Source organism: Bacillus ectoiniformans, assembly GCF_016908875.1.
Lineage (GTDB): Bacteria > Bacillota > Bacilli > Bacillales > Domibacillaceae > Bacillus_BX > Bacillus_BX ectoiniformans.
Genome location: NZ_JAFBES010000001.1, coordinates 436,778 through 458,286 on the forward strand (window position 1 = coordinate 436,778; position 21,509 = coordinate 458,286).

Sequence of the window (21,509 nt, forward strand, 5' to 3'; positions counted from 1 at the left end):
ATTCAGTAAAGTGTCACTACCAAGCGTTCCTAGCCGCCTTCTTCTGACAGCTAGGAACTTGTGATGTTTTTATCTTTGCTTATTTTTTTAGAGCGGCGCTGTCTTTATTGTCTTACTGGTTAATAAAAACGCGTTCAACGCTCTCCACCATTTGATCTCCGTAATTGCTGTTGCCTTGAATGTTTTCAATTAAATCGGATAGTTCTTCTTTCCATCCTATTAATTCTATGCTTGTGTCTGCACCTGCAGCGAATAACTTCGATTCTTTTTGCAGAGCTGTTTGGATTTCAGCCCAGGTGCTTTCATGTATGTATAAATAAATGAATTCATCATTTTCTTCGGCTAAGTAAACAAAAGCCGTAGCATCAGAATCAACTATGACTTGTCCGCTTGCTTTCACATCTGCCAATGTTTCTGGCTGATCGGTATGAAGCTCTAGCTGGTTGTCCTTCCATTCTGCTTTTGTAAAATGCAATTTTTTTCTCAATTTGTCTTGCTCCTTTCGCAATTGGCTACCCTAACCGTACTATCTATTCCATTCCGCTCTTTGATATAAATAAAACTCTCCTACATCATTTTAACATAGAAATTCGTTTCAAATATAGGCTTAGACCTTTAGAATATGGGTAACAAAGATTTTTTTCAGAAAAGAGGAACTGAAGTGAGCCAAGAACTAGAAATAGAATTTAAAAATTTATTAACAAAAGAAGAGTATGACCATCTGACCAATGAATTTAAGCTGACAGGAGAACACTTCACCCTGCAGCACAACCATTACTTTGATACGAAGGATTTTCACTTAAAGGAATCCGGCTGTGCACTTCGCATTCGTGAAAAAAATGGGAAGTATGAATTAACCCTAAAGCAGCCTGTGAAAGAAGGCCTGCTCGAAACGAACCAGCAGCTATCGGAAGAAGAAGCGAATCTCGTTCTCTCAAATACCAAGATTCCAGAAGGAGAAGTGCGCTCCATTGTCCAGTCCGTTCTGCCAGCCGCTAGCCTATTAGAACATTTCGGCACTTTGTCAACGAAACGGGCGGAAGTGGAATATATGGGCGGTGTTCTTGTTTTTGACAATAGTTTATATTTAAATTGTGAGGATTTTGAGCTAGAATATGAAGTGAAGAACCGACAAGCGGGAGAAGAAATATTTATTGAATTATTAAAGACATATGAAATTCCGCTTCGGACAACCGATAATAAGATCAGACGTTTTTTTAATGAAAAAGTTCGCCAGTCTGGCGGTAAATGATAGGAGAGAATCATGAGCAACGACCTATTAAAGACGATGTTTGAGTCACAAGCCATTCAGGGAATGTCCATGTATTCGTCTAACTCTGCCTCGTCCTCTTTTGGCACAGCACCGAGCCAAATCTTTGGAGCTGTTCTTAAACAAGCATTGATCCAAGGATTAGAGCTTGCAGACGGTACAGCACCCACTGCGTCACTAGCTTCTTTAGCGCAGCCGGCAGCACCCGTTTCTCAATCTTATACACCTCCAGCACTTACTACAAAGCCTGGAGCTGATGTAATTAAAGCCATGCCAGCCACTTCTAAAACCGATTTCGATGACATTATTACTAGAGCGGCTGAGAAGTATAATGTACCTAAGAAACTGATTCAGGCAGTTATTCGCCAAGAATCGAATTTCAACCCGAATGCCAGAAGCTATGTAGGCGCAACCGGATTAATGCAGCTGATGCCCGCTACAGCTAGAGGCTTAGGGGTAAAGAACTCCCTAGACCCTGAACAGAATGTATTTGGCGGCACGAAGTATTTACGCCAAATGCTCGACCAATTCGATGGCAATATTCGTTTGGCTCTTGCTGCATACAACGCAGGTCCCGGGAATGTCAAAAAATATGGAGGCATTCCTCCATTTAAAGAAACTCAAAATTACGTCAAGAAAATCACCAGCAACTATTTCGCTTGACCGTATAAAAGCACGCAATCCTACGACAGGTTTTCGCGTGCTTTTTCATGGATACCTTTCATCTGAAGGGTTCTTATACGGAATGGGCATACTATTCTAAGCTTCATTACCCATTTAAACTTAGTGATGCCTGCCGCTTTTGTGTTCAAGGCAGTTTGTTTGTATTATGACAATCTCCTTGTTAAAATAAACCTACAATCAAAGGAAAAAAGGAGTAATTTGTATGGCCGAAAACGCACAAGCACCATACGATTTCATCGGAGAAAAAAAACTTTCGGAGCTTGTTGAGAGCTTTTATTCAAAAGTTGGCAAACATCCAGATTTAGTTCCGATTTTCCCAGACGACTTAACTGAAACCGCACGTAAACAAAAACAATTTTTGACACAATATTTAGGTGGACCTCCCTTATATACAGAAGAACATGGCCATCCGATGCTAAGGGCACGGCATATGCCGTTTCCGATTACTCCCAAACGGGCAAAAGCATGGCTTGCTTGCATGACAGAAGCAATGGATGAGACGAATATTGAAGGCGAGTTTCGAGAATTTCTCTTTCATCGCTTAGAATTAACGGCGCAGCACATGGTGAATCAGCCGGAAGAACCAGGTGATCAAGATTGAAACCGACATTACTTCTAAACCGAATGTATGCGACTCAGCAAAAGCCGCTGGAGATTTACATGTTTGTGGATCCCCTGTGTCCTGAGTGTTGGGCTCTTGAGCCATATATACGAAAATTACAACTCGAATATGGCCATTATTTTCGACTAAAAAAAGTATTGACCGGAAAGCTTGAGACACTGAATTTAAAAAAGAATAATTGCCAGTCCATCGCACAGCAATGGGACACTACTGCTTCTCGCACCGGTATGTCTTGTGACGGGAATGTGTGGGTGGATAATCCTGTATCATCGCCTTTCCTTGCTTCCATCTCGATTAAGGCTGCTGAACTGCAGGGCCGGCGGGCAGGAAACAAGTTTTTACGAAAACTTCAGGAAGTCTTGTTTTTAGGAAGACGAAACATTTCTGACATTGCTGTTTTGACCCAGTGTGCAGAAGATGCTGGCTTAGATAAAGCCGAGTTTTTAAATGATATCCATTCGGCCAGTGCAGCAAAAGCCTTTCAGTGTGATTTAAAAATTTCCTGTGAAATGGATGTCACTGAAGTGCCTACGCTTGTCTTTTTCAATGAAAATATTGAAGAAGAAGGTATTAAAATTTCAGGATTATACTCGTACGAAATCTATGTGCAGATTCTACAGGAAATGCTCGAAGAAATCCCAGAGCCGCTTCCGCTCCCTGCATTAGAGGATATGCTGAAGCATTATCAGCTTGTAGCAACGAAAGAAATCAGTGAAATGTACAACTGGACGGGCCATGAAGTAGATAAAGAAATGAAGAAATTGCTCTTGCAGCGAAAAGTAAGAAAGCTCCCTGCTAAGCACGGGAACTTTTGGGAATATATCGGTTGAATGAGATCTGCTTAAACAAGCGGATCTCTTTTTTTAGACAAAAAGAAAAGACCTTGTATAAGCTACAAGGTCTTTTCTCACGAACAAAGGGGATGGGAGAAATTTTTCACGGTCAAACAAAGGGGTATAAGTTTGCTTGTGATCAACTTCACACTGATAATATATCATGACTCAACTTGTATTGGCAAGTTGATAGATGAACTTTTCACACATTTGTCATAACACTGGATAAGTAAGCGTAAACTAACATAAAATGGTTTTTTGAAAGAGGGAAGAATAAATGAAACAGATGAAAATTTGGCTTTATATCCTCTTAGTTGTTGCGGCATTTATTTTTAATTTATTAGGTCTTATCAATTTATATCCTTTATATTTTACTGCTCCTTTGCTATTTCTCGTTCTATTTATCCCTGTTTTTTTGCTGAATCAGCGAAGGTATTTTTAACTGGATGATCTGTCAGTGTCCCAATGTGGAGTCGATGATAAATTCCAAAAGTTGCTGATATATCCTGAGAGTTGCTGATATATCCCCAAAACTCGCCGATATATCTCGAAAGTTGCCGATATACCCCAAAAGCTCGCTGATAACGCTAACCATCCAGTCATTTCACTGCTGAATTTCACATCCAAAACAAAAAACTGTTCCACCTCCAGCCTCGATAGCTGGCAGATGGGACAGTTTTTCTTTTCTTATGACAACAATTCTTCCATTTCATTGAGTTTCTGTTCAAACACTTTGCATGCTTCTTCGATTGGAGCGGCTGTTGTCATATCGACGCCCGCCTTCTTCAATACTTCAATTGGGAAGTCAGAGCTGCCGGCTTTTAGAAATTCGTTAATGTAGCGATCAACCGCAGGCCCGCCTTCTTCTAAAATTTGAGCGCTTAGAGCAGTAGCTGCGCTAAATCCTGTCGCGTATTGATAAACATAATAATTATAGTAGAAGTGAGGGATCCTCGCCCATTCTAAACCGATTTCCTCATCAATAACCATCTCGTCACCAAAGTATTTCTTGTTTAGTTCATAATATTCCTTCGTGAGCATGTCAGCTGTCAGCGATTCCCCTGCTTGCGCTTTTGCATGAATCAGGTGTTCGAACTCAGCAAACATCGTTTGACGGAACACAGTGCCTCTGAACCCTTCTAAATAATGATTTAAAATATAAAGGCGCTTCTTCTCATCATCCAAGTTTTTTAGCAGGTAATCGTTCAATAATGCTTCATTGCATGTAGAAGCTACTTCCGCCACAAAGATTGAATAATTTCCATAAACATATGGCTGAGCTTCACGTGTATAGTAACTGTGCATACTGTGTCCAAACTCATGAGCCAGTGTAAATAAGTTATTCACATTGTCCTGCCAATTCATTAAGATATAAGGGTTTGTTCCGTAGGTGCCTGACGAGTAGGCTCCGCTTCTCTTCCCTTTATTTTCAACTACATCGACCCAGCGATCTTCAAGACCTTTTTTTAATACAGCAATATAATCATTACCCAGTGGGGCAAGACCGTTGACCATGTATTCCTTCGCTTCATCGTAAGTTACTTTCATTTTGACGTCTTTTACAAGCGGAGTATACAGATCATACATATGAAGTTCATCTACTCCAAGGATTTTCTTCCGCAGTTTCACATAACGCTGCAGAAGATGCAGGTTGTCGTTGACCGTCTTCACTAAATTATCGTACACCGCTTCAGGAATATTATTATTGGAAAGAGCTTTTTCTCTGGCATTTTTATAGTTCCGCACCCGCGCATAAAAGTTGTCTTTTTTCACCTGGCTACTTAATGTGCTGGCAAACGTGTTTTTGAATTGGCCATACGTTTTGTAGACCGCTTTAAATGCCTCTTCACGCAAGCGACGATCATCTGACTCTAAAAATCGAATGAAGTTTCCGTGGGTGATTTGCACTTTTTCTCCATTGTCATCTTCAATCACTGGAAACTCAAGATCAGCATTGTTCAGCATGCCGAATGTGTTACTGGATGCTGAAGTCACTTCTGAGGCTTGAGCAAGCAGATTTTCTTCTGCCGCTGATAAAACATGTGGGCGCTGAAGATTAATTTCATCAATCGCTTGTTTATACAGCTTTAATGACTCATGTACGTTGACGAAGTTTTTTAATTTTTCTTCATCTATTTCCAGTATTTCTGGAACCGCAAATGATAAGGCACTTGAAAGCTGCGTGTACAGATTTTTTGCCCGATCATCCATCCCTTGATAAAGAGAATTCGTCGTGTCTTGGTCATAGCGCATATGTGAATATGTATATAACTTGCCCATGCGCTGCAGCAGTTCATCCTGATAGGTTAAGAATCTATACAGGCTGTCGGCATCTGTTCCTAATGTGCCTTGGAAGCTTTGTGCCTTTTCAGATAATGCTTTCACTTCTTTAAATTCACTTTCCCAAGCTGAGTCATTCGGAAATATATCTTCTAATCGCCAAGTCAATTCTTCCGGAATATCTTCTCTCGGTGGTAATTGTTTTACCGCTTGATCTTTCGTCATTTAATAACCCCCATTAGCTAATTTTATTTTTCTATCTTTATCATATTATTCCATCAGGCATTTTTCAAAAAATAAGCCGGTTAATGATGGATTCTCCATACTGTTTGGCAAATTGACTTTCTTTTTCTCTTTGTTTTTCGACTCGGGACTCCATCCCCCAATCCGTTCCCAGTTGAATTCCTGCATGATTAAGAACCTGCAAATATTCTTCAGCCATTTCTGCTAATGGTGTCTTTATCTGAGGAAAGATATTTTTTTGTAAATGGCCGGATTGAATTCTGCGCTCTAGCACTTCACTCGCTTCTTCGGCCGTTACGTTTATAGTATGCCCGAATAGGTCATTCCATAAATAAAATTGCCATTCCAGCGGATGATTTTTTAGGAGTGCCATCAAACGCACAGGCACCCCCATCCATTCAGGAAGCAGTGCCAGGTTTAATTTCGCCCGATAGACCGTTTGGATCAATGGATGCTGAATGCCGCATCTATGATAGAGCTGAGATTGAATCCAGTAATGCTTCCTCTTTATCCATTCATCCATAGTAAAAGGCAGGACGGCTGCGCGTTGCAACATGGGAGGAAAAGTTAAATATTCAATGGGTATCACTTGTTTACATGCTGAGTAGAGAGATGCAGTGAGAGGCGTTAATTGGTGATAGAAGGTGAAAGCTTCTTGATCTGGGCAATAAGCTGTCATCCAGAAACCGAACTGAGGAGAGAATTGAAAGAACAAACGTTGAAATGCCGAGAATTTATAATAGCCATATTGCTGTTCAATGGACTTGCCGCCATAAATCCAAAATGGTGTATATTTTCTGTTCAGATAGCCAGCTGTTCTAGCGGAAAACAGTTCGGCTGTAATCGCTGAACATTGGTATTCAACAGCTGTTAAATCCCCTGAAAGTAAATCAGGTCGTTGTGATATGTCAGGCAGAAAAGGCTCAAGTGACGTTTTACGAAATTGATTAAGCCAGTGATATAGATCCGCTTTTCCTTTTAGATGGCGCCCTGACTCCCCTTCTGAGAATGCTTGGCAAGAGTGACCTGTCTTATGGGCAAAATGAGGAATTTTCAATTGGCCGGCTTTCAAAATAACTTGTTTCTTACACTGCGGGCATTGAAAAGAGGTGCTGTGTTTTCTGAGGTTAGCCAGCTCTTTACGGCTCCAATTATCTGCAAGATTAAAGCTTCTCCCATTTGAATCGTTGGCAATCAGCATAGATTCACTCCTTTCCTCTCTTACCATTCGACGATGCAATCCGATCTCCTGCAAAAAAAAGCCACCGAGGTGACTTTTCTTCTGAGCAGATCTTTATAATAAAGGCGATAGCAGCCTTGAGGTGGACTCAAGCAGACGATAACCTAAATGCCGCGAATTAAAGTCCTCAAGTTCAATCTCATTAGCCGACTGCAGATCATTAATAAACGCAGCCACTAAATCTTCAATGCTTTGTGTATGATACAAAAATGCATTCACTTCAAAATTCAGATGAAAGCTTCTCATGTCCATATTCGAAGTGCCGACGGAAGCGATCTCACCGTCAACAATAATAAATTTACTGTGCATAAAACCTTCTTCATATTCAAATACTCGTGCCCCCGCTTCTAGTAAATCAGGGAAATACGAGCGTGATGCATGAAAGACAATGCGCTTGTCAGGTCGGTTGGGAACGAGCAGCCGGACATCTACTCCACTTAATGCTGCAACTTTTAAGGCTGAAAAAATATCTTCATCCGGTATGAAGTAAGGAGTAGCAATCCAAACAAACTTTTCAGCAGAGGTGATCATCGAGAAAAAGATGTTCTTAATGACGCTCCACTCATTATCAGGGCCGCCCGCAATCATCTGGACACCGCCGGTTCTTCTGACTCTCGTTTCAGGTTCAGGAGTTAAATATCCAGGAGTGATAAAGCTGTCGTTAGTCATATAATACCAATCCTGCAGAAAGATTAATTGCAGCGAACGAACCGCTTCACCCCTGACATATAAATGAGTGTCTCGCCAAAAACCGTATTGCTCTACCTTTCCTAAATATTCATCACCTATATTCAATCCACCGACAAAACCGACATTTCCATCAATAACAATAATTTTTCTATGATTTCTAAAGTTAAGCTTATTATTTAGAATAGGCACACGCACCGGCCCAAAAGCGACCATCTCTATCCCCGCATCTGCCATTTCACGAATATAGGCATTGGAAAGCTTCCATGAGCCAACGGCATCATACAGAAATCGAACCTTGACTCCCTCGTTGGCTTTACTGATTAAGATTCTTTTGATTTCAGTACCAATTTCATCATCACGGACAATATAGTATTCCAAATGAATGTGATGCTGAGCTTTTCTCAGTTCTTGCTTAATGGAATCAAATGTTGCTTCGCCATTTGTCAGCAACTCTGTCTCCGTATGAAAAGAAATACCGCTGCTGCCAAGTGACTCTGCCAATGGATAGATCTTTCGCTGACCATATTTCTCAAAGTGTTTTTTCAAGTCCGATTCTGAATGGCGATATTCATATTGCTGATACGTTTCTTTATCAAGAATATACTTCTTCTTAAACATTCGCTCTTTTCGATAATTCCTGCCAAAGAGTAAATAAAAAATAAACCCAAATAAAGGAAACGCCCCTAGAACAACCAGCCACGTAATGGTTTGAGTCGGATGCCTATTTTCAAAAAAGATTAAAAACCCAATAATAATAACAGATAATGTGAGAAACACACTTAAGTAGCTAGCCATGCCATTGACATGCTCTCTTATGACAAATAAATAAATGATAAAAATTGCGCTAATAAAAAATAGGATTTTAATGGTGTATTTCATCCCCTGCACCTTGCCTCTCTCAAAACTCTCTCTATAGTGGTTTTATTATACCCCTTTTCATAAATCATGAAGCCATATCAATAAGCAGGTAAATCATTTTTATACTAGAAGGGGCAGCTCTCCGGAAAGTCTTCCATGTCATTTCATCAAAAAAAAGCTGATCTCTTAATGAGACCAGCGTGAAGTATCAGGAAAAATATTTACGAACTGTTTCAAATACGTTGTCTTCCATGACGCACTTTCCGTATTCCTGCAGTCTGTGAACCGACATGCCTGATTCATAGGCATATTCGAGCAATACACTAAGTGAATTATCTATAGATTCTTCGTCAAACAGGTCCTCTGGGAATTCAACATACAGATAATACTTGTTTTCAAAAGCGTATAATTGAGTTTTCATCTCTTCCAGATCATTGCGCTTGCTCAAACTAATTAAGTCCTCAAAGTCATGAAAAGCGAGTAAAAACTCAAGTGACGGTTCTTTTTTATTTTTGTCTGACGAGTCCTCTTGGAAATGCTCGTCAAGTAAGTCTTCTAAACGTTCATCGACTGGAAAGTCTCGGTATTTATCACCTGGAAGCGGCAGTTCAATACGCTGTCCGTCTTTTGTTACATTGGCTTGTGTAACGAGAATTTCTAGTCCTTTGTCTAAAGCCTGAACTTGAATCCATAAAGGGCCATCTACTGTGAAGTCTTCTTCATCATGGATTTCCTCCATCATATCCCAAAAAAGCTCTTCACTGCGATCGCGATTATACCAAATCTCTTCACGATCAAAGCCTCTCTCTTCTATATCAATGTACGAGATGTAAAACTTAACTGTGTTGTCGTTAATGCGTTCGATTTCCATAAACTACCTCTCCCTTCCATCTAAGGGTACTAAAGAGCATCTGCTTCTCTCTTTAGCTTTTTCCCAGAATAACTAATAGTTATTCCTTTCTATATATTTATTGTATGATAAAAAGTCTAGAAATGAAAACATAAAGATTAGGGAAAAATAATGTTTGTTTGGTCATTCTATCTGAATTTTTAAAAATTTTCAACCTCTTAAAAACAAAAAGTGTATGAAAAAACCTCCATACTCTAGTATGAAGGTTTTTATAGTCATTAGTTGACCATTTTTTGTGCTTCAAGCAACTGGAATGTACGAACTTTTCGAGGAAGGAATCGACGAATTTCATCCTCGTTGTAGCCCACCTGCAATCGTTTCTCATCCATAATAATCGGACGGCGAAGCAGCCCTGGATTGTTTTGGATAAGCTCAAACAGATTTTGAAGCGGCAATGTCTCAAGATCCACATTTAGCTTTTGAAAAATCTTTGAACGAGTGGAGATAATCTCATCCGTGCCATCTTCAGTCATTCTTAATATTTCTTTAATTTCTTCGATGCTCAATGGCTCGGAAAAAATGTTTCTTTCGACGTATGATATTTCGTGTTCTTCTAACCAAGCTTTCGCTTTCCGGCAAGAAGTACAGCTTGGTGAAGTATATAGAGTAACCATTCCTCAATCACACTCCTTAAAAATAAAATATAATACCTGCTAATTATGAGGAATCTTAGTTCATGAAGAATTCAAAAAAGTAATCTTTTTTACATCCGGCTACGTTATGTATTATACATGAACTTAAGACTCCTGCACATAGTTTTCATTACATTGTAATAATTATCACATAATTTATTTACATAACTTTCTTTATCTAGAAATCTCATACCCAATAATTAGTCTTTATTATTAGTTACCCTTATCTTTCTAACTTAAACCTTTTTCATCATATATTTTTAAAACATTTGCTGGTTTAATAAATATCACGATGAACGAATTCAAGCGTGCCAGCTTGACCTGGCACGCTTGCTGTTTAATTTAATTCTTTTAAGATATTCGATTCTTTTGTTTCATCAATTGAAAGTACTTTTTGAACCGGATCAAACGCCTCGCCATAAATTTCTTCATCTTTATACTTGTGAATTAAACGATAGGTTTTACACATTGCTTCATAAATCATCTCTTCTGATTCATCATTCGGAGCCCAGTATAAAATCTCCATTTCATTCACTTCATTCGTTGCTAATGAGCGGCGGCGATAACCGATGCTCGATGCATGTTCAAACCCTTCACGCGCATAAAAGCGCAGGCGCTTTTCAGAGTCTGTATCTTCATAGTTTACCGGCTCCACTTCAAGGATCACCGCTTTGCCTTTTTGCTTCAGCTTATCAATAAGCTTGCGTCCTAATCCTTGCCCGCGTGCATCCTTAGAAACAAATAAATAATCAACAAACACGAAGTTGTCAAATTCCACATATATCAAGACATGATTCGGTCCTTCATCCTTGTGGTAAATATCTCCTCGTTCTTTTAAAAGCAGTTCCATATGTTCTTTCGCTTTCATTTCCTCAATAGGAAAGTATTGATTTAACTTTTCATACCAATGCAATATGCCTCTTCTCCTTTTACCGCGAGAACGCGATTCCGATATTTGTAATTAGTGAAAGAAATAATAAGGGTGTAAAACAATTAATAGGGTGTAATAATGGGGAGTGTTTACAGATCCAATTATGCTTGCCAATATGTATTTTCCCTCTTTTTCAGCTTTTAAACCCTTTTTCCTATAAAAAATAGGATCAATCCATGAAATTGATCCTAACAAGCAAAAATGCTATTATTTCAAAGGGGTATAGTCCACGTTTGGCGTATATTTATTTGATGCGTTCCAAAGCAAAAACTCATCGATTCCTTCCTCATTTAACGCTTTAATTTGAGCTTCAACTTCTTGTGGGCCGTATTTTATATAATTTCCCGCTCCCAGCCACGAGGCGGTAAAGTCCTGCAGCCATGGGCGAGAGACAGGAGGAGATTTCAGCTCTGACAATTTTTTATTTTCGACTTTCGCATATTCTTTCATCAGCCTATACGGCTCTAAGTCAGGTTTGGAAATTCCAAAATAAGAAGTCCAATGACTTGGATAAACCATGGAAGAAATGACATCCACATGTTCTGAGATTTTGGAGAAGTTCTGACCGATTCCAGGAGCTTCTGGCAATGTTGCTGAATAACCGAAAATATCTACAGACACTTGGACATCATACGGCTTCAGTTCTTTGCGCGCATAGGCAACAAAGTCAGTGACTGCCTGGACTCTTCGCTGAACGGAATCATGCTTGGAATTCTTGTAGTTACCCTCACTATAAGTTAAATCTTTGTCTCTTGTTTCGAACCCTTCCGGAAAGCGGACATAGTCAAACTGAATTTCTTTAAAACCCATTTTTGCCGCTTCTTTCGCAATCCCAATATTATAATCCCACACATCTTTTACAAATGGATTGACAAAAGATTCGCCGCTGCCATTGGACCATACGGAACCATTTTGTGTAAAAGACCATTCAGGTTTCTTATTAGCGAGATTCGTATCTTTAAAGACGACCACCCTAGCAATCGGATACACCTGCTGTTTTTCCATTTGCTTCAGCATTTGACGAGGATCTTTAATGAAATTTTTGCTGATATCCTGATATGGTGAATCGGCATCCGGTTTGTATGTAAGGTTTCCCCAGTCATCTTTTATATCGATGACCATTGCATTCAGTTCTGTTTGTTCCATAAGCTGCATTAATTGGTTAAAGCGGCCGCCTCCTGCCGAATGACCAGTTACATACACGCCTCTGACAGCATCTGGATAAGTAAATTCCAATCCGCTGTCATGTATAAAACGCGTCATATTTGCTGGAATTTCCTTGCCCACATCAGGAATCGGACGCTCTTTAAATTCCTTCATACCTGCAGCAAACGCATGTTGCCCGGGAGATAAGAACGGAATGAAACTTAACAAGCTAACAGCCGTCCACTTTTTCCACTTCTTCATAGTTAATCCTCTCCTTTCTATCCTTTTTTACCCAACTAAACCTGCTATTACTCTACTATCTCCGCCTTTTTAATCAAACAAAAAAGTGACCGGAGCTGCCGGTCACTTTTTTCTCATTTATAAGAAGCTTTATATTCTGCAAATTCTTTCTCCGAACAATAAACAAAGTGGCCCGGAGCGATCTCTCTCATTTCTACTTGATCTTCACTTGTATATTGATGATCCGCCGGGTTATAGGTTTTTCTGATCCGATTTCTTTCGTAGTCCGGGTCGGGAAGCGGAATGGCAGATAACAATGATTGAGTGTATGGATGCATTGGATTTTTGTATAGCACATCACTTGGTGCAAGCTCGACTAATTTACCAAAATACATGACTCCAATACGGTCACTGATATATTTCACCATAGACAAGTCATGAGCAATAAACAAATAGGTCAATCCTTTTTCCTTTTGGAGCTTCTGCATCAAGTTAACTACTTGTGCTTGAATGGATACATCTAGTGCCGAGATAGGTTCATCTGCTATGATAAAATCCGGTTCTACCGCCAATGCTCTCGCAATTCCTAAACGCTGGCGCTGACCGCCTGAAAATTCATGAGGATATCGATTGGCATGCTCACGGTTTAAACCAACTGTCTCAAGCAAGGAGTACACTTTGTCCATTCTTTCTTTTTTCGTTTTAGCCAGCCCATGAATATCAATCCCCTCAGCAATAATGTCAGCAACTTTCATCCGGGGATTAAGGGATGCATAAGGATCCTGAAAAATCATTTGCATTTTGCGGTTAAACTGTTTAAGCTCTGCCTTGGATTTTTTGCCGTGTACATTCTCTCCATTAAACAGCACCTCACCGTCGGTCGCATCGTACAAGCGAATGATCGATCGTCCCGTGGTCGACTTTCCGCAGCCGGATTCGCCAACAAGACCCAGTGTTTCTCCCTTGTAAATATCGAACGAAATATCATCCACCGCTTTGACCATATTCGGTTTGCCTTCATTGAAGTATTGTTTAAGGTGTTTAATTTCCAGCAATTTTTCAGTCATTTTATCGTACCTCCTTGACAAGCACCGGTTCTTTAAAGTTCCCTGGCATTGGGCGCAGGTTCTGCTGTACATTCACAGGAGGTTCAATGGCTGGTGCCTGCGGGTGCAGAAGCCAAGATTTCACGAAGTGTGTATCCGATACTTGATAGACCGGTGGCTCTTGTTCAAAGTCGATCTGCAGCGCAAATTCACTTCTTAAGGCAAATGCATCACCCTTCGGCGGATTCAATAGATCAGGAGGAGTTCCCGGTATGGCTTGCAGAGCCATTCCCTCATCAATGTCTAGACTTGGCATTGATGATAACAGCCCCCACGTATACGGGTGACGAGGGTCGTAGAAGATTTCATCCACTGTACCCGTTTCCACAATTTGTCCGCCATACATGACAGCTACCCTGTCAGCTACATTAGCCACCACCCCAAGATCATGGGTAATAAAGATAATGCCTGTATCAATTTTTTTCTGCAGATCTTTCATCAGTTCTAGAATTTGAGCTTGAATCGTCACATCCAACGCGGTTGTCGGTTCATCAGCAATCAAGATTTTCGGGTTGCAGGCAAGAGCGATTGCAATGACGACCCGCTGGCGCTGTCCACCGGAAAACTGATGCGGATATTGCTTAATGCGCTGCTCCGGATTCGGCAGACCAACTAGCGTCAATAACTCGATTGCTCGCTTTCTTGCTGCATCTTTACTCATCTTCTGATGTTTAATCAGCGGCTCCATCACTTGCTTTCCTACTGTCATCGTCGGATTCAAAGAGGTCATGGGATCTTGAAAAATCATCGAGATTTCTTTTCCTCTTACTTTTTCCATGTCTTTTTCTGAAAGTCTCGCTAAATCCCGACCTTCAAAAAGGATCTGTCCTTCCTTAATTCGGCCGGGAGGATTTGGAATAAGTCTCATTAAGGCTTTCGTCGTAACGGATTTCCCAGAACCAGACTCCCCAACAATAGCCAGAGTTTCTCCTTTTTCTAAGTGAAAATCGACGCCTCGCACCGCTTTGACTTCTCCCGCATGCGTATCGAAGGAGACGTGCAAATTTTGTACATCTAATATTTTGTTCATGGCTGTATTCTCCTTCCTCAACATTATTTACGCATTTTCGGATCAAGTGCATCTCGAAGTCCATCTGCGAGCAAGTTAAAGCTTAAAATCAGCAGACTGATGATAACAGATGGAATGATCAGCATATGCGGATAGACTTGCAAAGATTTAAACCCGTCATTTACTAATGAACCAAGAGATGCTTCCGGCGGACGAATTCCGAGACCGATGAAGCTTAAGAATGCTTCTGTGAAAATGGCGCTTGGAATGGTAAACATAGTAGTAACAATAATTGGACCCATCACATTTGGCATTAAATGTTTCCAGATCAATCGGCTGTTCGAAGCACCTAACGTACGAGATGCTAAAACGAATTCTTGGTTTTTTAATTTTAAGAATTGACCGCGGACAATCCGAGCCATACTCACCCAGCCTGTAATAACCATCGCCATTGTGATGGAGAATATACCTGGTTCAAAAATTAAGATAAAAAGAATAACCACAATTAAATGCGGAATACCCATTAAGATTTCAATAATACGCTGCATGATATTATCGACACGGCCGCCGTAGAATCCAGAGATTCCTCCATATGCGATTCCAATTATAAAGTCAATAACAGCAGCCAAGACACCGATGTATATCGAAATACGCGTTCCATACCATGTTCTTGTCCATAGATCTCGTCCAAGATCATCGGTACCAAACCAGTAGGATTCTTTTACGTTTCTTGCTTCATACATATCAAAGCCGTCTTTATCTTTGCCGTCAAATGGAAGCCAAGAGATATCTGCCAATGCTTCTACCTTAGGCGGCAATTTCGCATGCATGATATTTTGTTCTTTATACGTATATTTGTTCATTGAAGGGCCAAAGATGGCCATAAATGTAATAATCGCGATCAAGATTAAGCCAACAATCGCCCCTTTATTTCCTTTGAGGCGAAGCCAGGCATCCTGCCAGAAGTTTAAACTGGGTCTGCCAATCTTCTCCGCGTCATGTTCAGGCCGGTCAACTTTTCGAAAAAGCTCTTGCGGATATTCTGTCTGTGTATTGATGTTATCTGATTTCATTATTTCTTCCCTCCTCCACTTATACGGATCCGCGGATCAATCACTCCGTACAGAATATCGACAACGAAGATGATAAAAATAAATAACACACTGTAGAATAGTGTGACGCCCATGATCACAGTAAAGTCATTGGTCATGATGGAGCGGACAAATTGCTCCCCAATTCCGGGAATTCCGAATATCCGTTCAATGACCAAAGAGCCAGTCATAATATTTACAGCTAATGGACCCAATAACGTTATGATTGGTATGAGTGCATTACGAACCGCATGTTTAACCATAATCCCCGTGCCGCTGATTCCTTTTGCTCTAGCAAGCATAATATAGTCAGAGCTCAGGACTTCTAGCAGTTCAGATCTCATGTAACGGGCAACCGTTGCGATAACAAATACGGATAAGGCAATGGTCGGCAGAACCGTATACTCAAAGCCTTCCCATGCAGCAACTGGAAAAAGCTGATATTGAACAGCTAAATAATATTGAAGGAATCCTGCAAAAACGAACGATGGGATGGATATTCCCAAAACAGCGATAGTCGTAGCTCCATAATCAACAATAGTATTGTGTTTTAATGCAGCTAAGACGCCTAGAATGATTCCAACAATGGTTCCTAATATGATGGCCTGCAAACCTAAATGTGCAGAAGGACCAATTCGTTCAGTAATCATTTTAGTAACCGAACGATTATCATATTGGAAGGATAAACCTAAATCACCTTGGAGTAAATTCGTCATATAATTGACGTATTGAACAGGGAGAGGGTCATTTAAGCCATATTTGTCTAAGATGATTTCTTGCTGTGCCGGGCTTAATTTCTCTTGATTAGTTAGTGGCGATCCTGGCAGGAGCTTCATAAGGAAGAAGGTAATCGTTGCAATAATCAGTAGTGTGATAAACATATATATTACTCGTTTAATGGTGTACTTTAACATAGATAGCCCCCCTTTGATTTCGGGTGTTTCGACAAGTTTCGATAAATTTTCTTTTTATTCAGATTTTTTGTCCCTTTTCAGGGAAAAAGGAGAGCATATGCCGATTAGCATATCTCTCCCTTTTTTATTTCAGCAAGCAATACTTATTTGATTTCTGTCCATTTGAAAGAGAAATCGGCTCCCACTTTATGGATTAAGATACCATCCACATGCGGCGTTCTTAAGTAAGCTCTTGATCTTTGATAGATAGGAGCAATTGCTGCATCATCTTCTAAAAGAATCTTTTCAGCTTTTACTAAAGCATCCCAGCGCTTTTCAGGCTCTAAAAGTAAAGTTGTTTTAGAGTCTTGAATTAATTTATCAAATTCTGGATTTGAGTAACCTTGCTGGTTGTGTGCACCGTTTGTGACAAACATATCCATGAACGTCATCGGATCTAGATAATCTGGACCCCATCCGCCAAGAGATACTTCATAGTTCATTTTTGTTTCAAGATCTAGCTTTTGTTTAAACGGCTGCTGCTTAATGTTTACAGTTAAGCCTTCAAGGTTTGTTTCAAGCTGTTCTTTTAAATATTCGCCTACTTTTTTAGATACATCATCATCATAGTTTAAAAGCTCGATCGTCACTTGGTCTTGGCCAAGAGCTTTCTTTGCTTTTTCCCAATGATCTTTTGCTTTTTTCGCATCTGTTTTCAAGTACTCGCCGCCAGTTTCACGGAAGTCTTTCCCGTCTGGACCTTCAACAAAGTCTTGAGGAACAAAGTAGTTAGCTGGTTTAGATCCATTATTTAAAATAACGTCGGTAATACCTTTCTTATCAAAGCCCATTGCAATGGCTTTTCTTGCATCGACATTCTTAAGAGCTTCATTTTTTGTTTGGTTCATACGCAAGAAGAAAAGAGTTGCTTCTTGGTGATTGAAGAATCCTTCGTTCTCTTTGTACTTATCAACGAATTCAGAGGACAATTTGATTTGATCTACATCGCCGCTCTCGAAAAGGTTTACGTCTGTTTGTGTATCTTTTACAATTTTTGTATTGATTTGTTCAAGTTTAACTGTTTCTGCGTCCCAGTACTCTGGGTTTTTCTTCATAACGAACTTGTCTTCATGTTTCCATTCAGCCAATGTAAACGGTCCATTGTATACCGTTGTATTGGCTTCAAGACCAAATTGATCGCCTTGCTCTGTTACAAACTTTTCATTTTGAGGCATGAATGTACCAAATGTTAATAATTCTTTAAAGTAAGGAACAGCATTTTCCAGCTGAACTTCAAGTGTTTTTTCATCAAGTGCTTTAACACCTAGTTCTTCCGGCTTCATTTTGCCTTCATTTACTGCTTGCGCATTTTTAAGATCGTACATTATGTACGCATACTCTGCAGCTGTATCAGGATTAAGCGCTTTCTTCCATGCATATTCAAAGTCATTCGCTGTGACAGGGTCACCGTTAGACCATTTCGCATCTCTGATTTTGAACTTCCATGTCTTACCGTCTTCGCTGACTTCAGGCTCGCCTTCCGCCATACCGTCAGTCGCCTTGTCATCTTTGTCCAAACGGTAAAGACCTTCCATTGTGTTATTTAATACATTAAAAGATACCGCATCTGTTGCTAAAACAGAGTCCATAGACGGGATGTCTTGTGTTTCTGTTAATTTCAAAACGTTTTCTTTCTTACCAGAAGTTTTTTCTCCGCCTTCTTCTTTCTTTTCACTACCGCCGCCGCAAGCAGCTAAGAAAGTGCTCATTGCAAGCAAAAGTACGAGAAAAAGTGCAAAACTTTTCTTTTTCAACTCAATGACCCCCTTACAATAATATATCTTCTAATTTTTCAGAAGATTGCATTACTAATTATATAATAGTTCTTAATTTTTTTGCAATAATTATTTTATATTTTATTAACAATTTTGTCACAATTAAAACAGTTCACCAACTTAGGCTAATACGCCTATTCCACTGCAAAACTTTTTTACTGAATACCAATTCACCGCATTAAAGCGCTTTCATACCCAATGTTTGTAATAATATAAATTTGATTATTGTTTTCAAAGAATAGTAATTAATTTGTCCATTTTGAATTTTAAGGATATTTCTTACTATATATATGATCTGAGATTTTCCAGCCGCTTTTATACAGTTGAACGAATCCCCCTTTTTCGCTATACTTTGTTTGTTTCAATCACATGAAGGTCGGTGAACATTAATGAAACCTCTTCTATTAGGACTCATGATCATTGGATTAATTCTCGTCACCTCACTTGCAGGTTCACTCTTTCTTGACCCCTTCTTACTAAGTTTTCTCAATATCTCTTTTTTTATTTCACTTTTTGTCACGATGCTGGGGGCTAGTTTATTTGTGGTAGAAAAAGGATTTTTCAATGGAATCACTTACAGCTTTAAACGTTTACGAAGATCTTCGTCTGAAGGAAAGTATATTTCCCAATTCGATTCACTCGATGATACAGAAGACATTCATATCGAGCACCCCAAACAAAGAATCTACAAGTGGACATACCCGTTGTTAGCTGGAGGAGGCTTCATAGCCGTACTGGATATCCTCATTGCTTATTTCTCGGTATCTTGAAAGTTGCGTGCCATTTGTTTATAATTTTTACCATGAAGAAGTGGAGGAACATACTATATGGAAACAATATTTTCAGGGATTCAGCCTAGTGGCACGATTACATTAGGAAATTACATAGGGGCACTAAAGCAATTCACAGAACTTCAAGATGATTACAATTGCTATTTCTGTATTGTCGATCAGCACGCAATAACTGTGCCCCAAGACAGGCTGCAGTTAAGAAAAAATATTAAGAGCTTGGCTGCTCTTTATTTAGCTGTTGGAATTGATCCAGAGAAAGCCACGCTATTTATACAATCAGAAGTTCCGGCTCATGCGCAAGCCGGCTGGATGCTTCAGTGTGTCGCTTATATTGGCGAGCTTGAAAGAATGACTCAGTTTAAAGATAAGTCTACTGGAAAAGAAGCTGTTTCGGCAGGCCTCTTGACTTATCCGCCGCTGATGGCCGCAGATATTCTGTTATATGGTACAAACCTAGTGCCGGTAGGAGAAGACCAGAAGCAGCATTTAGAATTAACAAGGGACTTGGCAGAGCGTTTTAACAAAAAATATAATGATATCTTTACAGTTCCTGAAGTAAGAATTCCTAAAGTGGGCGCACGCGTGATGTCTCTCCAAGATCCATTGCGCAAAATGAGCAAGTCTGATCCGAACTCAAAAGCGTTTATCACTCTGCTTGATGAACCTAAGCAGATCATTAAGAAGATTAAAAGCGCAGTAACGGATTCTGAAGGAATTGTGACTTTCGATAAAGAAAATAAACCAGGCATTTCGAATTTACTTTCGATCTATTCCATTTTGGAAAATAAAACAGCAGCGGAACTTGAGCAGCAATATGAGGGCAAAGGCTACGGAGATTTCAAATCTGATTTAGCAGAAGTGGTGGTTCGTCACCTCGAGCCCGTACAAAAACGCTATTATGAATTAATTGAATCAGATGAACTGGACCGCATTTTAGATGCTGGAGCTGAAAAAGCGAACTATACAGCGAATAAAATGCTTAAGAAAATGGAAAAAGCGATGGGTCTAGGCCGGAAAAGATAATCAAAGCAAAAAGGAAGGGAGTCTCCCCTTCCTTTTTTTATTTGGTTGATTCATTTACTTTTGTGTCCATTTCTACTTCCCATAGCTTTTCAAAAAATGGCTGGCCTTTAATTAAGTTCTCACAAAGCCTCTGGTGGCTAAGTGTCCACCCTTCCTTTACTTCACCATAGAACATATCTTTCGCTTCTTCAAAATTCATCTTTTGAATCTGTTTATACTTATCCGGAGCCCATTCCGTATACCAATAGCGGATTTCTGCTGTATTTTTGGATGAAAACAGCTGGTCAAGCGCCATAAACAGCAATTGTTTCAACTGTCTTTCTTTTCGGGTTAAACCATTCACATAGTCAGGATTTAAAGAAAGGATATGATAATCCTTATTTTGAACACCTGTCTCAAAGTCGTAGTGAGTTGCCGTATAGTTTCGAGTCATTTCATAGACAAGCTGTTCCTGCCGCGGTACAAGTCGGCTTTTTCGAACAGGAATGCCATAGCCCATTGTATCTACCGCTAGAATACCTGTCCCATCTGAGACAACAAAGCAGTATTCGAGCTGCACTCTTTCATGATTCTTTCGTAAAAACGCTTTCTTTTTTACATCCTCTAGGAGTTGCTTCGGCAGTTCCGCAAGGTCATTCTCAATATAATGAAATAAGTTTTCTTCTATAATTACTACAGGAACTTGATCCAATAATTCAATTGCATCATCTTTGCGCCACTCGTGAAAATGGCAAATGTTATAACTGTTTTCTTCCCCTTCGAACCAATTCACCCAGACATCATGAAGATATAACATAATGAACCTCCTCACTTCTTCAACTATTTGTCTAAAAGTATGGGCAAAATCGAGTAAAAATATTCCTTTATCGGCTTATATTTCTTTATCCTTTCATCGCTTTGAAGGAATTAAAGTTGAGAAAGTCAGGAGAAAAACCCCTGCTACTAAGAAATAGCACTCTGTCCTTCCGGCAATGTAAGCAAAGTACTCTTCCATCGTTAATCCCGCTGCTAGTAAATTTAAATACATGATACAGCTAACTCCGCCTATGACTGAAAGTCCAAACCCTAGTAAAAAAAAGAACAGTCTAATTGCCATGTACTTCGTCCTTTTAACTATTTTTTTTGGTATCTGCTTGTCCTATATATGTATGATTTAATTAAAAAAACATGCAAAAAAAGAGT

21 protein-coding genes are annotated in these 21,509 nt (G+C 39.7%); 6 read left to right on the plus strand and 15 right to left on the minus strand.

Going from position 1 to position 21,509, the window contains the following annotated elements:
- Nucleotides 1–112: 112 nt before the first annotated feature.
- A complete protein-coding gene (locus JOC78_RS02245; protein WP_204552598.1) occupies nt 113–487 on the minus strand; it encodes a UPF0738 family protein in 375 nt (124 codons plus the stop codon).
- A gap of 174 nt (nt 488–661) precedes the next feature.
- Here JOC78_RS02245 and JOC78_RS02250 point away from each other — a divergent pair, with 174 nt between their 5' ends.
- From JOC78_RS02250 to JOC78_RS02265, 4 genes are all read left to right on the plus strand, one after another.
- A complete protein-coding gene (locus JOC78_RS02250; protein ID WP_204552600.1) occupies nt 662–1,252 on the plus strand; it encodes a CYTH domain-containing protein in 591 nt (196 codons plus the stop codon).
- Nucleotides 1,253–1,264: 12 nt separating this feature from the next.
- The gene (locus JOC78_RS02255) at nt 1,265–1,933 is read left to right on the plus strand and encodes a lytic transglycosylase domain-containing protein (RefSeq protein WP_204552602.1); all 669 of its coding nucleotides are present in this window, start codon (nt 1,265–1,267) and stop codon (nt 1,931–1,933) included.
- Nucleotides 1,934–2,156: 223 nt separating this feature from the next.
- Nucleotides 2,157–2,555: a globin domain-containing protein gene (locus JOC78_RS02260; RefSeq protein ID WP_204552604.1), complete on the plus strand. Its 399-nt coding sequence runs from the start codon at nt 2,157–2,159 to the stop codon at nt 2,553–2,555.
- Between the two features lie 23 nt (nt 2,556–2,578).
- Nucleotides 2,579–3,406, plus strand: a complete 828-nt coding sequence (locus JOC78_RS02265) for a ClpXP adapter SpxH family protein (RefSeq protein WP_204552925.1) — start codon at nt 2,579–2,581, stop codon at nt 3,404–3,406.
- A 690-nt stretch (nt 3,407–4,096) separates the two neighbouring features.
- On the opposite strand, the gene pepF is transcribed toward JOC78_RS02265, so the two are convergent.
- The 12 genes from pepF to JOC78_RS02325 all read right to left on the minus strand — a co-directional run bounded on the left by pepF (nt 4,097) and on the right by JOC78_RS02325 (nt 18,447).
- Nucleotides 4,097–5,914 carry an oligoendopeptidase F gene (gene pepF / locus JOC78_RS02270; RefSeq protein ID WP_204552606.1) on the minus strand — a complete coding sequence of 606 codons (1,818 nt, stop codon included), beginning with the start codon at nt 5,912–5,914 and terminating at the stop codon, nt 4,097–4,099.
- A gap of 64 nt (nt 5,915–5,978) precedes the next feature.
- On the minus strand, nt 5,979–7,172 hold the full coding sequence (locus JOC78_RS02275) for a competence protein CoiA (protein WP_204552608.1): 1,194 nt from the start codon (nt 7,170–7,172) through the stop codon (nt 5,979–5,981).
- 54 nt (nt 7,173–7,226) lie between these two features.
- The gene (cls, locus tag JOC78_RS02280; RefSeq protein WP_204552610.1) at nt 7,227–8,741 is read right to left on the minus strand and encodes a cardiolipin synthase; all 1,515 of its coding nucleotides are present in this window, start codon (nt 8,739–8,741) and stop codon (nt 7,227–7,229) included.
- A 187-nt stretch (nt 8,742–8,928) separates the two neighbouring features.
- Nucleotides 8,929–9,591 carry an adaptor protein MecA gene (gene mecA, locus JOC78_RS02285; RefSeq protein WP_204552612.1) on the minus strand — a complete coding sequence of 221 codons (663 nt, stop codon included), beginning with the start codon at nt 9,589–9,591 and terminating at the stop codon, nt 8,929–8,931.
- A gap of 257 nt (nt 9,592–9,848) precedes the next feature.
- Nucleotides 9,849–10,244, minus strand: coding sequence for a transcriptional regulator SpxA (gene spxA / locus JOC78_RS02290; protein ID WP_204552614.1), 396 nt, complete (start codon nt 10,242–10,244; stop codon nt 9,849–9,851).
- 355 nt (nt 10,245–10,599) lie between these two features.
- A complete protein-coding gene (locus tag JOC78_RS02295) occupies nt 10,600–11,175 on the minus strand; it encodes a GNAT family N-acetyltransferase (RefSeq protein ID WP_204552615.1) in 576 nt (191 codons plus the stop codon).
- A 225-nt stretch (nt 11,176–11,400) separates the two neighbouring features.
- Entirely contained in the window at nt 11,401–12,600 is a 1,200-nt protein-coding gene (locus tag JOC78_RS02300) for a putative glycoside hydrolase (protein WP_204552617.1), read from the minus strand.
- Between the two features lie 113 nt (nt 12,601–12,713).
- Nucleotides 12,714–13,646, minus strand: coding sequence for an ABC transporter ATP-binding protein (locus JOC78_RS02305; RefSeq protein WP_204552619.1), 933 nt, complete (start codon nt 13,644–13,646; stop codon nt 12,714–12,716).
- A gap of 1 nt (nt 13,647) precedes the next feature.
- Nucleotides 13,648–14,715 carry an ABC transporter ATP-binding protein gene (locus JOC78_RS02310; protein WP_204552621.1) on the minus strand — a complete coding sequence of 356 codons (1,068 nt, stop codon included), beginning with the start codon at nt 14,713–14,715 and terminating at the stop codon, nt 13,648–13,650.
- Between the two features lie 23 nt (nt 14,716–14,738).
- Entirely contained in the window at nt 14,739–15,767 is a 1,029-nt protein-coding gene (gene opp3C / locus JOC78_RS02315; protein ID WP_204552623.1) for an oligopeptide ABC transporter permease, read from the minus strand.
- Nucleotides 15,767–16,699, minus strand: a complete 933-nt coding sequence (opp3b, locus tag JOC78_RS02320; RefSeq protein WP_204552625.1) for an oligopeptide ABC transporter permease — start codon at nt 16,697–16,699, stop codon at nt 15,767–15,769. The genes opp3C and opp3b overlap by 1 nt, the downstream gene beginning before the upstream one ends.
- 143 nt (nt 16,700–16,842) lie before the next feature.
- Nucleotides 16,843–18,447, minus strand: a complete 1,605-nt coding sequence (locus tag JOC78_RS02325; RefSeq protein ID WP_204552926.1) for a peptide ABC transporter substrate-binding protein — start codon at nt 18,445–18,447, stop codon at nt 16,843–16,845.
- Between the two features lie 455 nt (nt 18,448–18,902).
- Here JOC78_RS02325 and JOC78_RS02330 point away from each other — a divergent pair, with 455 nt between their 5' ends.
- Entirely contained in the window at nt 18,903–19,283 is a 381-nt protein-coding gene (locus tag JOC78_RS02330; RefSeq protein WP_204552626.1) for a DUF3899 domain-containing protein, read from the plus strand.
- Between the two features lie 57 nt (nt 19,284–19,340).
- Nucleotides 19,341–20,327, plus strand: coding sequence for a tryptophan--tRNA ligase (gene trpS, locus JOC78_RS02335; protein WP_204552628.1), 987 nt, complete (start codon nt 19,341–19,343; stop codon nt 20,325–20,327).
- Nucleotides 20,328–20,364: 37 nt separating this feature from the next.
- On the opposite strand, the gene JOC78_RS02340 is transcribed toward trpS, so the two are convergent.
- A complete protein-coding gene (locus tag JOC78_RS02340; RefSeq protein ID WP_204552629.1) occupies nt 20,365–21,123 on the minus strand; it encodes a YjbA family protein in 759 nt (252 codons plus the stop codon).
- 93 nt (nt 21,124–21,216) lie between these two features.
- The gene (locus JOC78_RS02345; RefSeq protein WP_204552631.1) at nt 21,217–21,423 is read right to left on the minus strand and encodes a YuzI family membrane protein; all 207 of its coding nucleotides are present in this window, start codon (nt 21,421–21,423) and stop codon (nt 21,217–21,219) included.
- Nucleotides 21,424–21,509 lie beyond the last annotated feature (86 nt).

Excerpts from the sequence above, each read along its gene's own strand:
- opp3C (WP_204552623.1), bottom strand. The coding sequence starts at position 15,767 with ATGAAATCAGATAACATCAATACACAGACAGAATATCCGCAAGAGCTT.
- JOC78_RS02260 (WP_204552604.1), top strand. The coding sequence starts at position 2,157 with ATGGCCGAAAACGCACAAGCACCATACGATTTCATCGGAGAAAAAAAA.
- trpS (WP_204552628.1), top strand. The coding sequence starts at position 19,341 with ATGGAAACAATATTTTCAGGGATTCAGCCTAGTGGCACGATTACATTA.
- spxA (WP_204552614.1), bottom strand. The coding sequence starts at position 10,244 with ATGGTTACTCTATATACTTCACCAAGCTGTACTTCTTGCCGGAAAGCG.
- JOC78_RS02255 (WP_204552602.1), top strand. The coding sequence starts at position 1,265 with ATGAGCAACGACCTATTAAAGACGATGTTTGAGTCACAAGCCATTCAG.
- pepF (WP_204552606.1), bottom strand. The coding sequence starts at position 5,914 with ATGACGAAAGATCAAGCGGTAAAACAATTACCACCGAGAGAAGATATT.
- JOC78_RS02300 (WP_204552617.1), bottom strand. The coding sequence starts at position 12,600 with ATGAAGAAGTGGAAAAAGTGGACGGCTGTTAGCTTGTTAAGTTTCATT.
- cls (WP_204552610.1), bottom strand. The coding sequence starts at position 8,741 with ATGAAATACACCATTAAAATCCTATTTTTTATTAGCGCAATTTTTATC.
- JOC78_RS02265 (WP_204552925.1), top strand. The coding sequence starts at position 2,579 with ATGTATGCGACTCAGCAAAAGCCGCTGGAGATTTACATGTTTGTGGAT.
- JOC78_RS02310 (WP_204552621.1), bottom strand. The coding sequence starts at position 14,715 with ATGAACAAAATATTAGATGTACAAAATTTGCACGTCTCCTTCGATACG.
- mecA (WP_204552612.1), bottom strand. The coding sequence starts at position 9,591 with ATGGAAATCGAACGCATTAACGACAACACAGTTAAGTTTTACATCTCG.
- JOC78_RS02325 (WP_204552926.1), bottom strand. The coding sequence starts at position 18,447 with ATGAGCACTTTCTTAGCTGCTTGCGGCGGCGGTAGTGAAAAGAAAGAA.
- JOC78_RS02305 (WP_204552619.1), bottom strand. The coding sequence starts at position 13,646 with ATGACTGAAAAATTGCTGGAAATTAAACACCTTAAACAATACTTCAAT.
- JOC78_RS02330 (WP_204552626.1), top strand. The coding sequence starts at position 18,903 with ATGAAACCTCTTCTATTAGGACTCATGATCATTGGATTAATTCTCGTC.
- JOC78_RS02345 (WP_204552631.1), bottom strand. The coding sequence starts at position 21,423 with ATGGCAATTAGACTGTTCTTTTTTTTACTAGGGTTTGGACTTTCAGTC.
- opp3b (WP_204552625.1), bottom strand. The coding sequence starts at position 16,699 with ATGTTAAAGTACACCATTAAACGAGTAATATATATGTTTATCACACTA.
- JOC78_RS02340 (WP_204552629.1), bottom strand. The coding sequence starts at position 21,123 with ATGTTATATCTTCATGATGTCTGGGTGAATTGGTTCGAAGGGGAAGAA.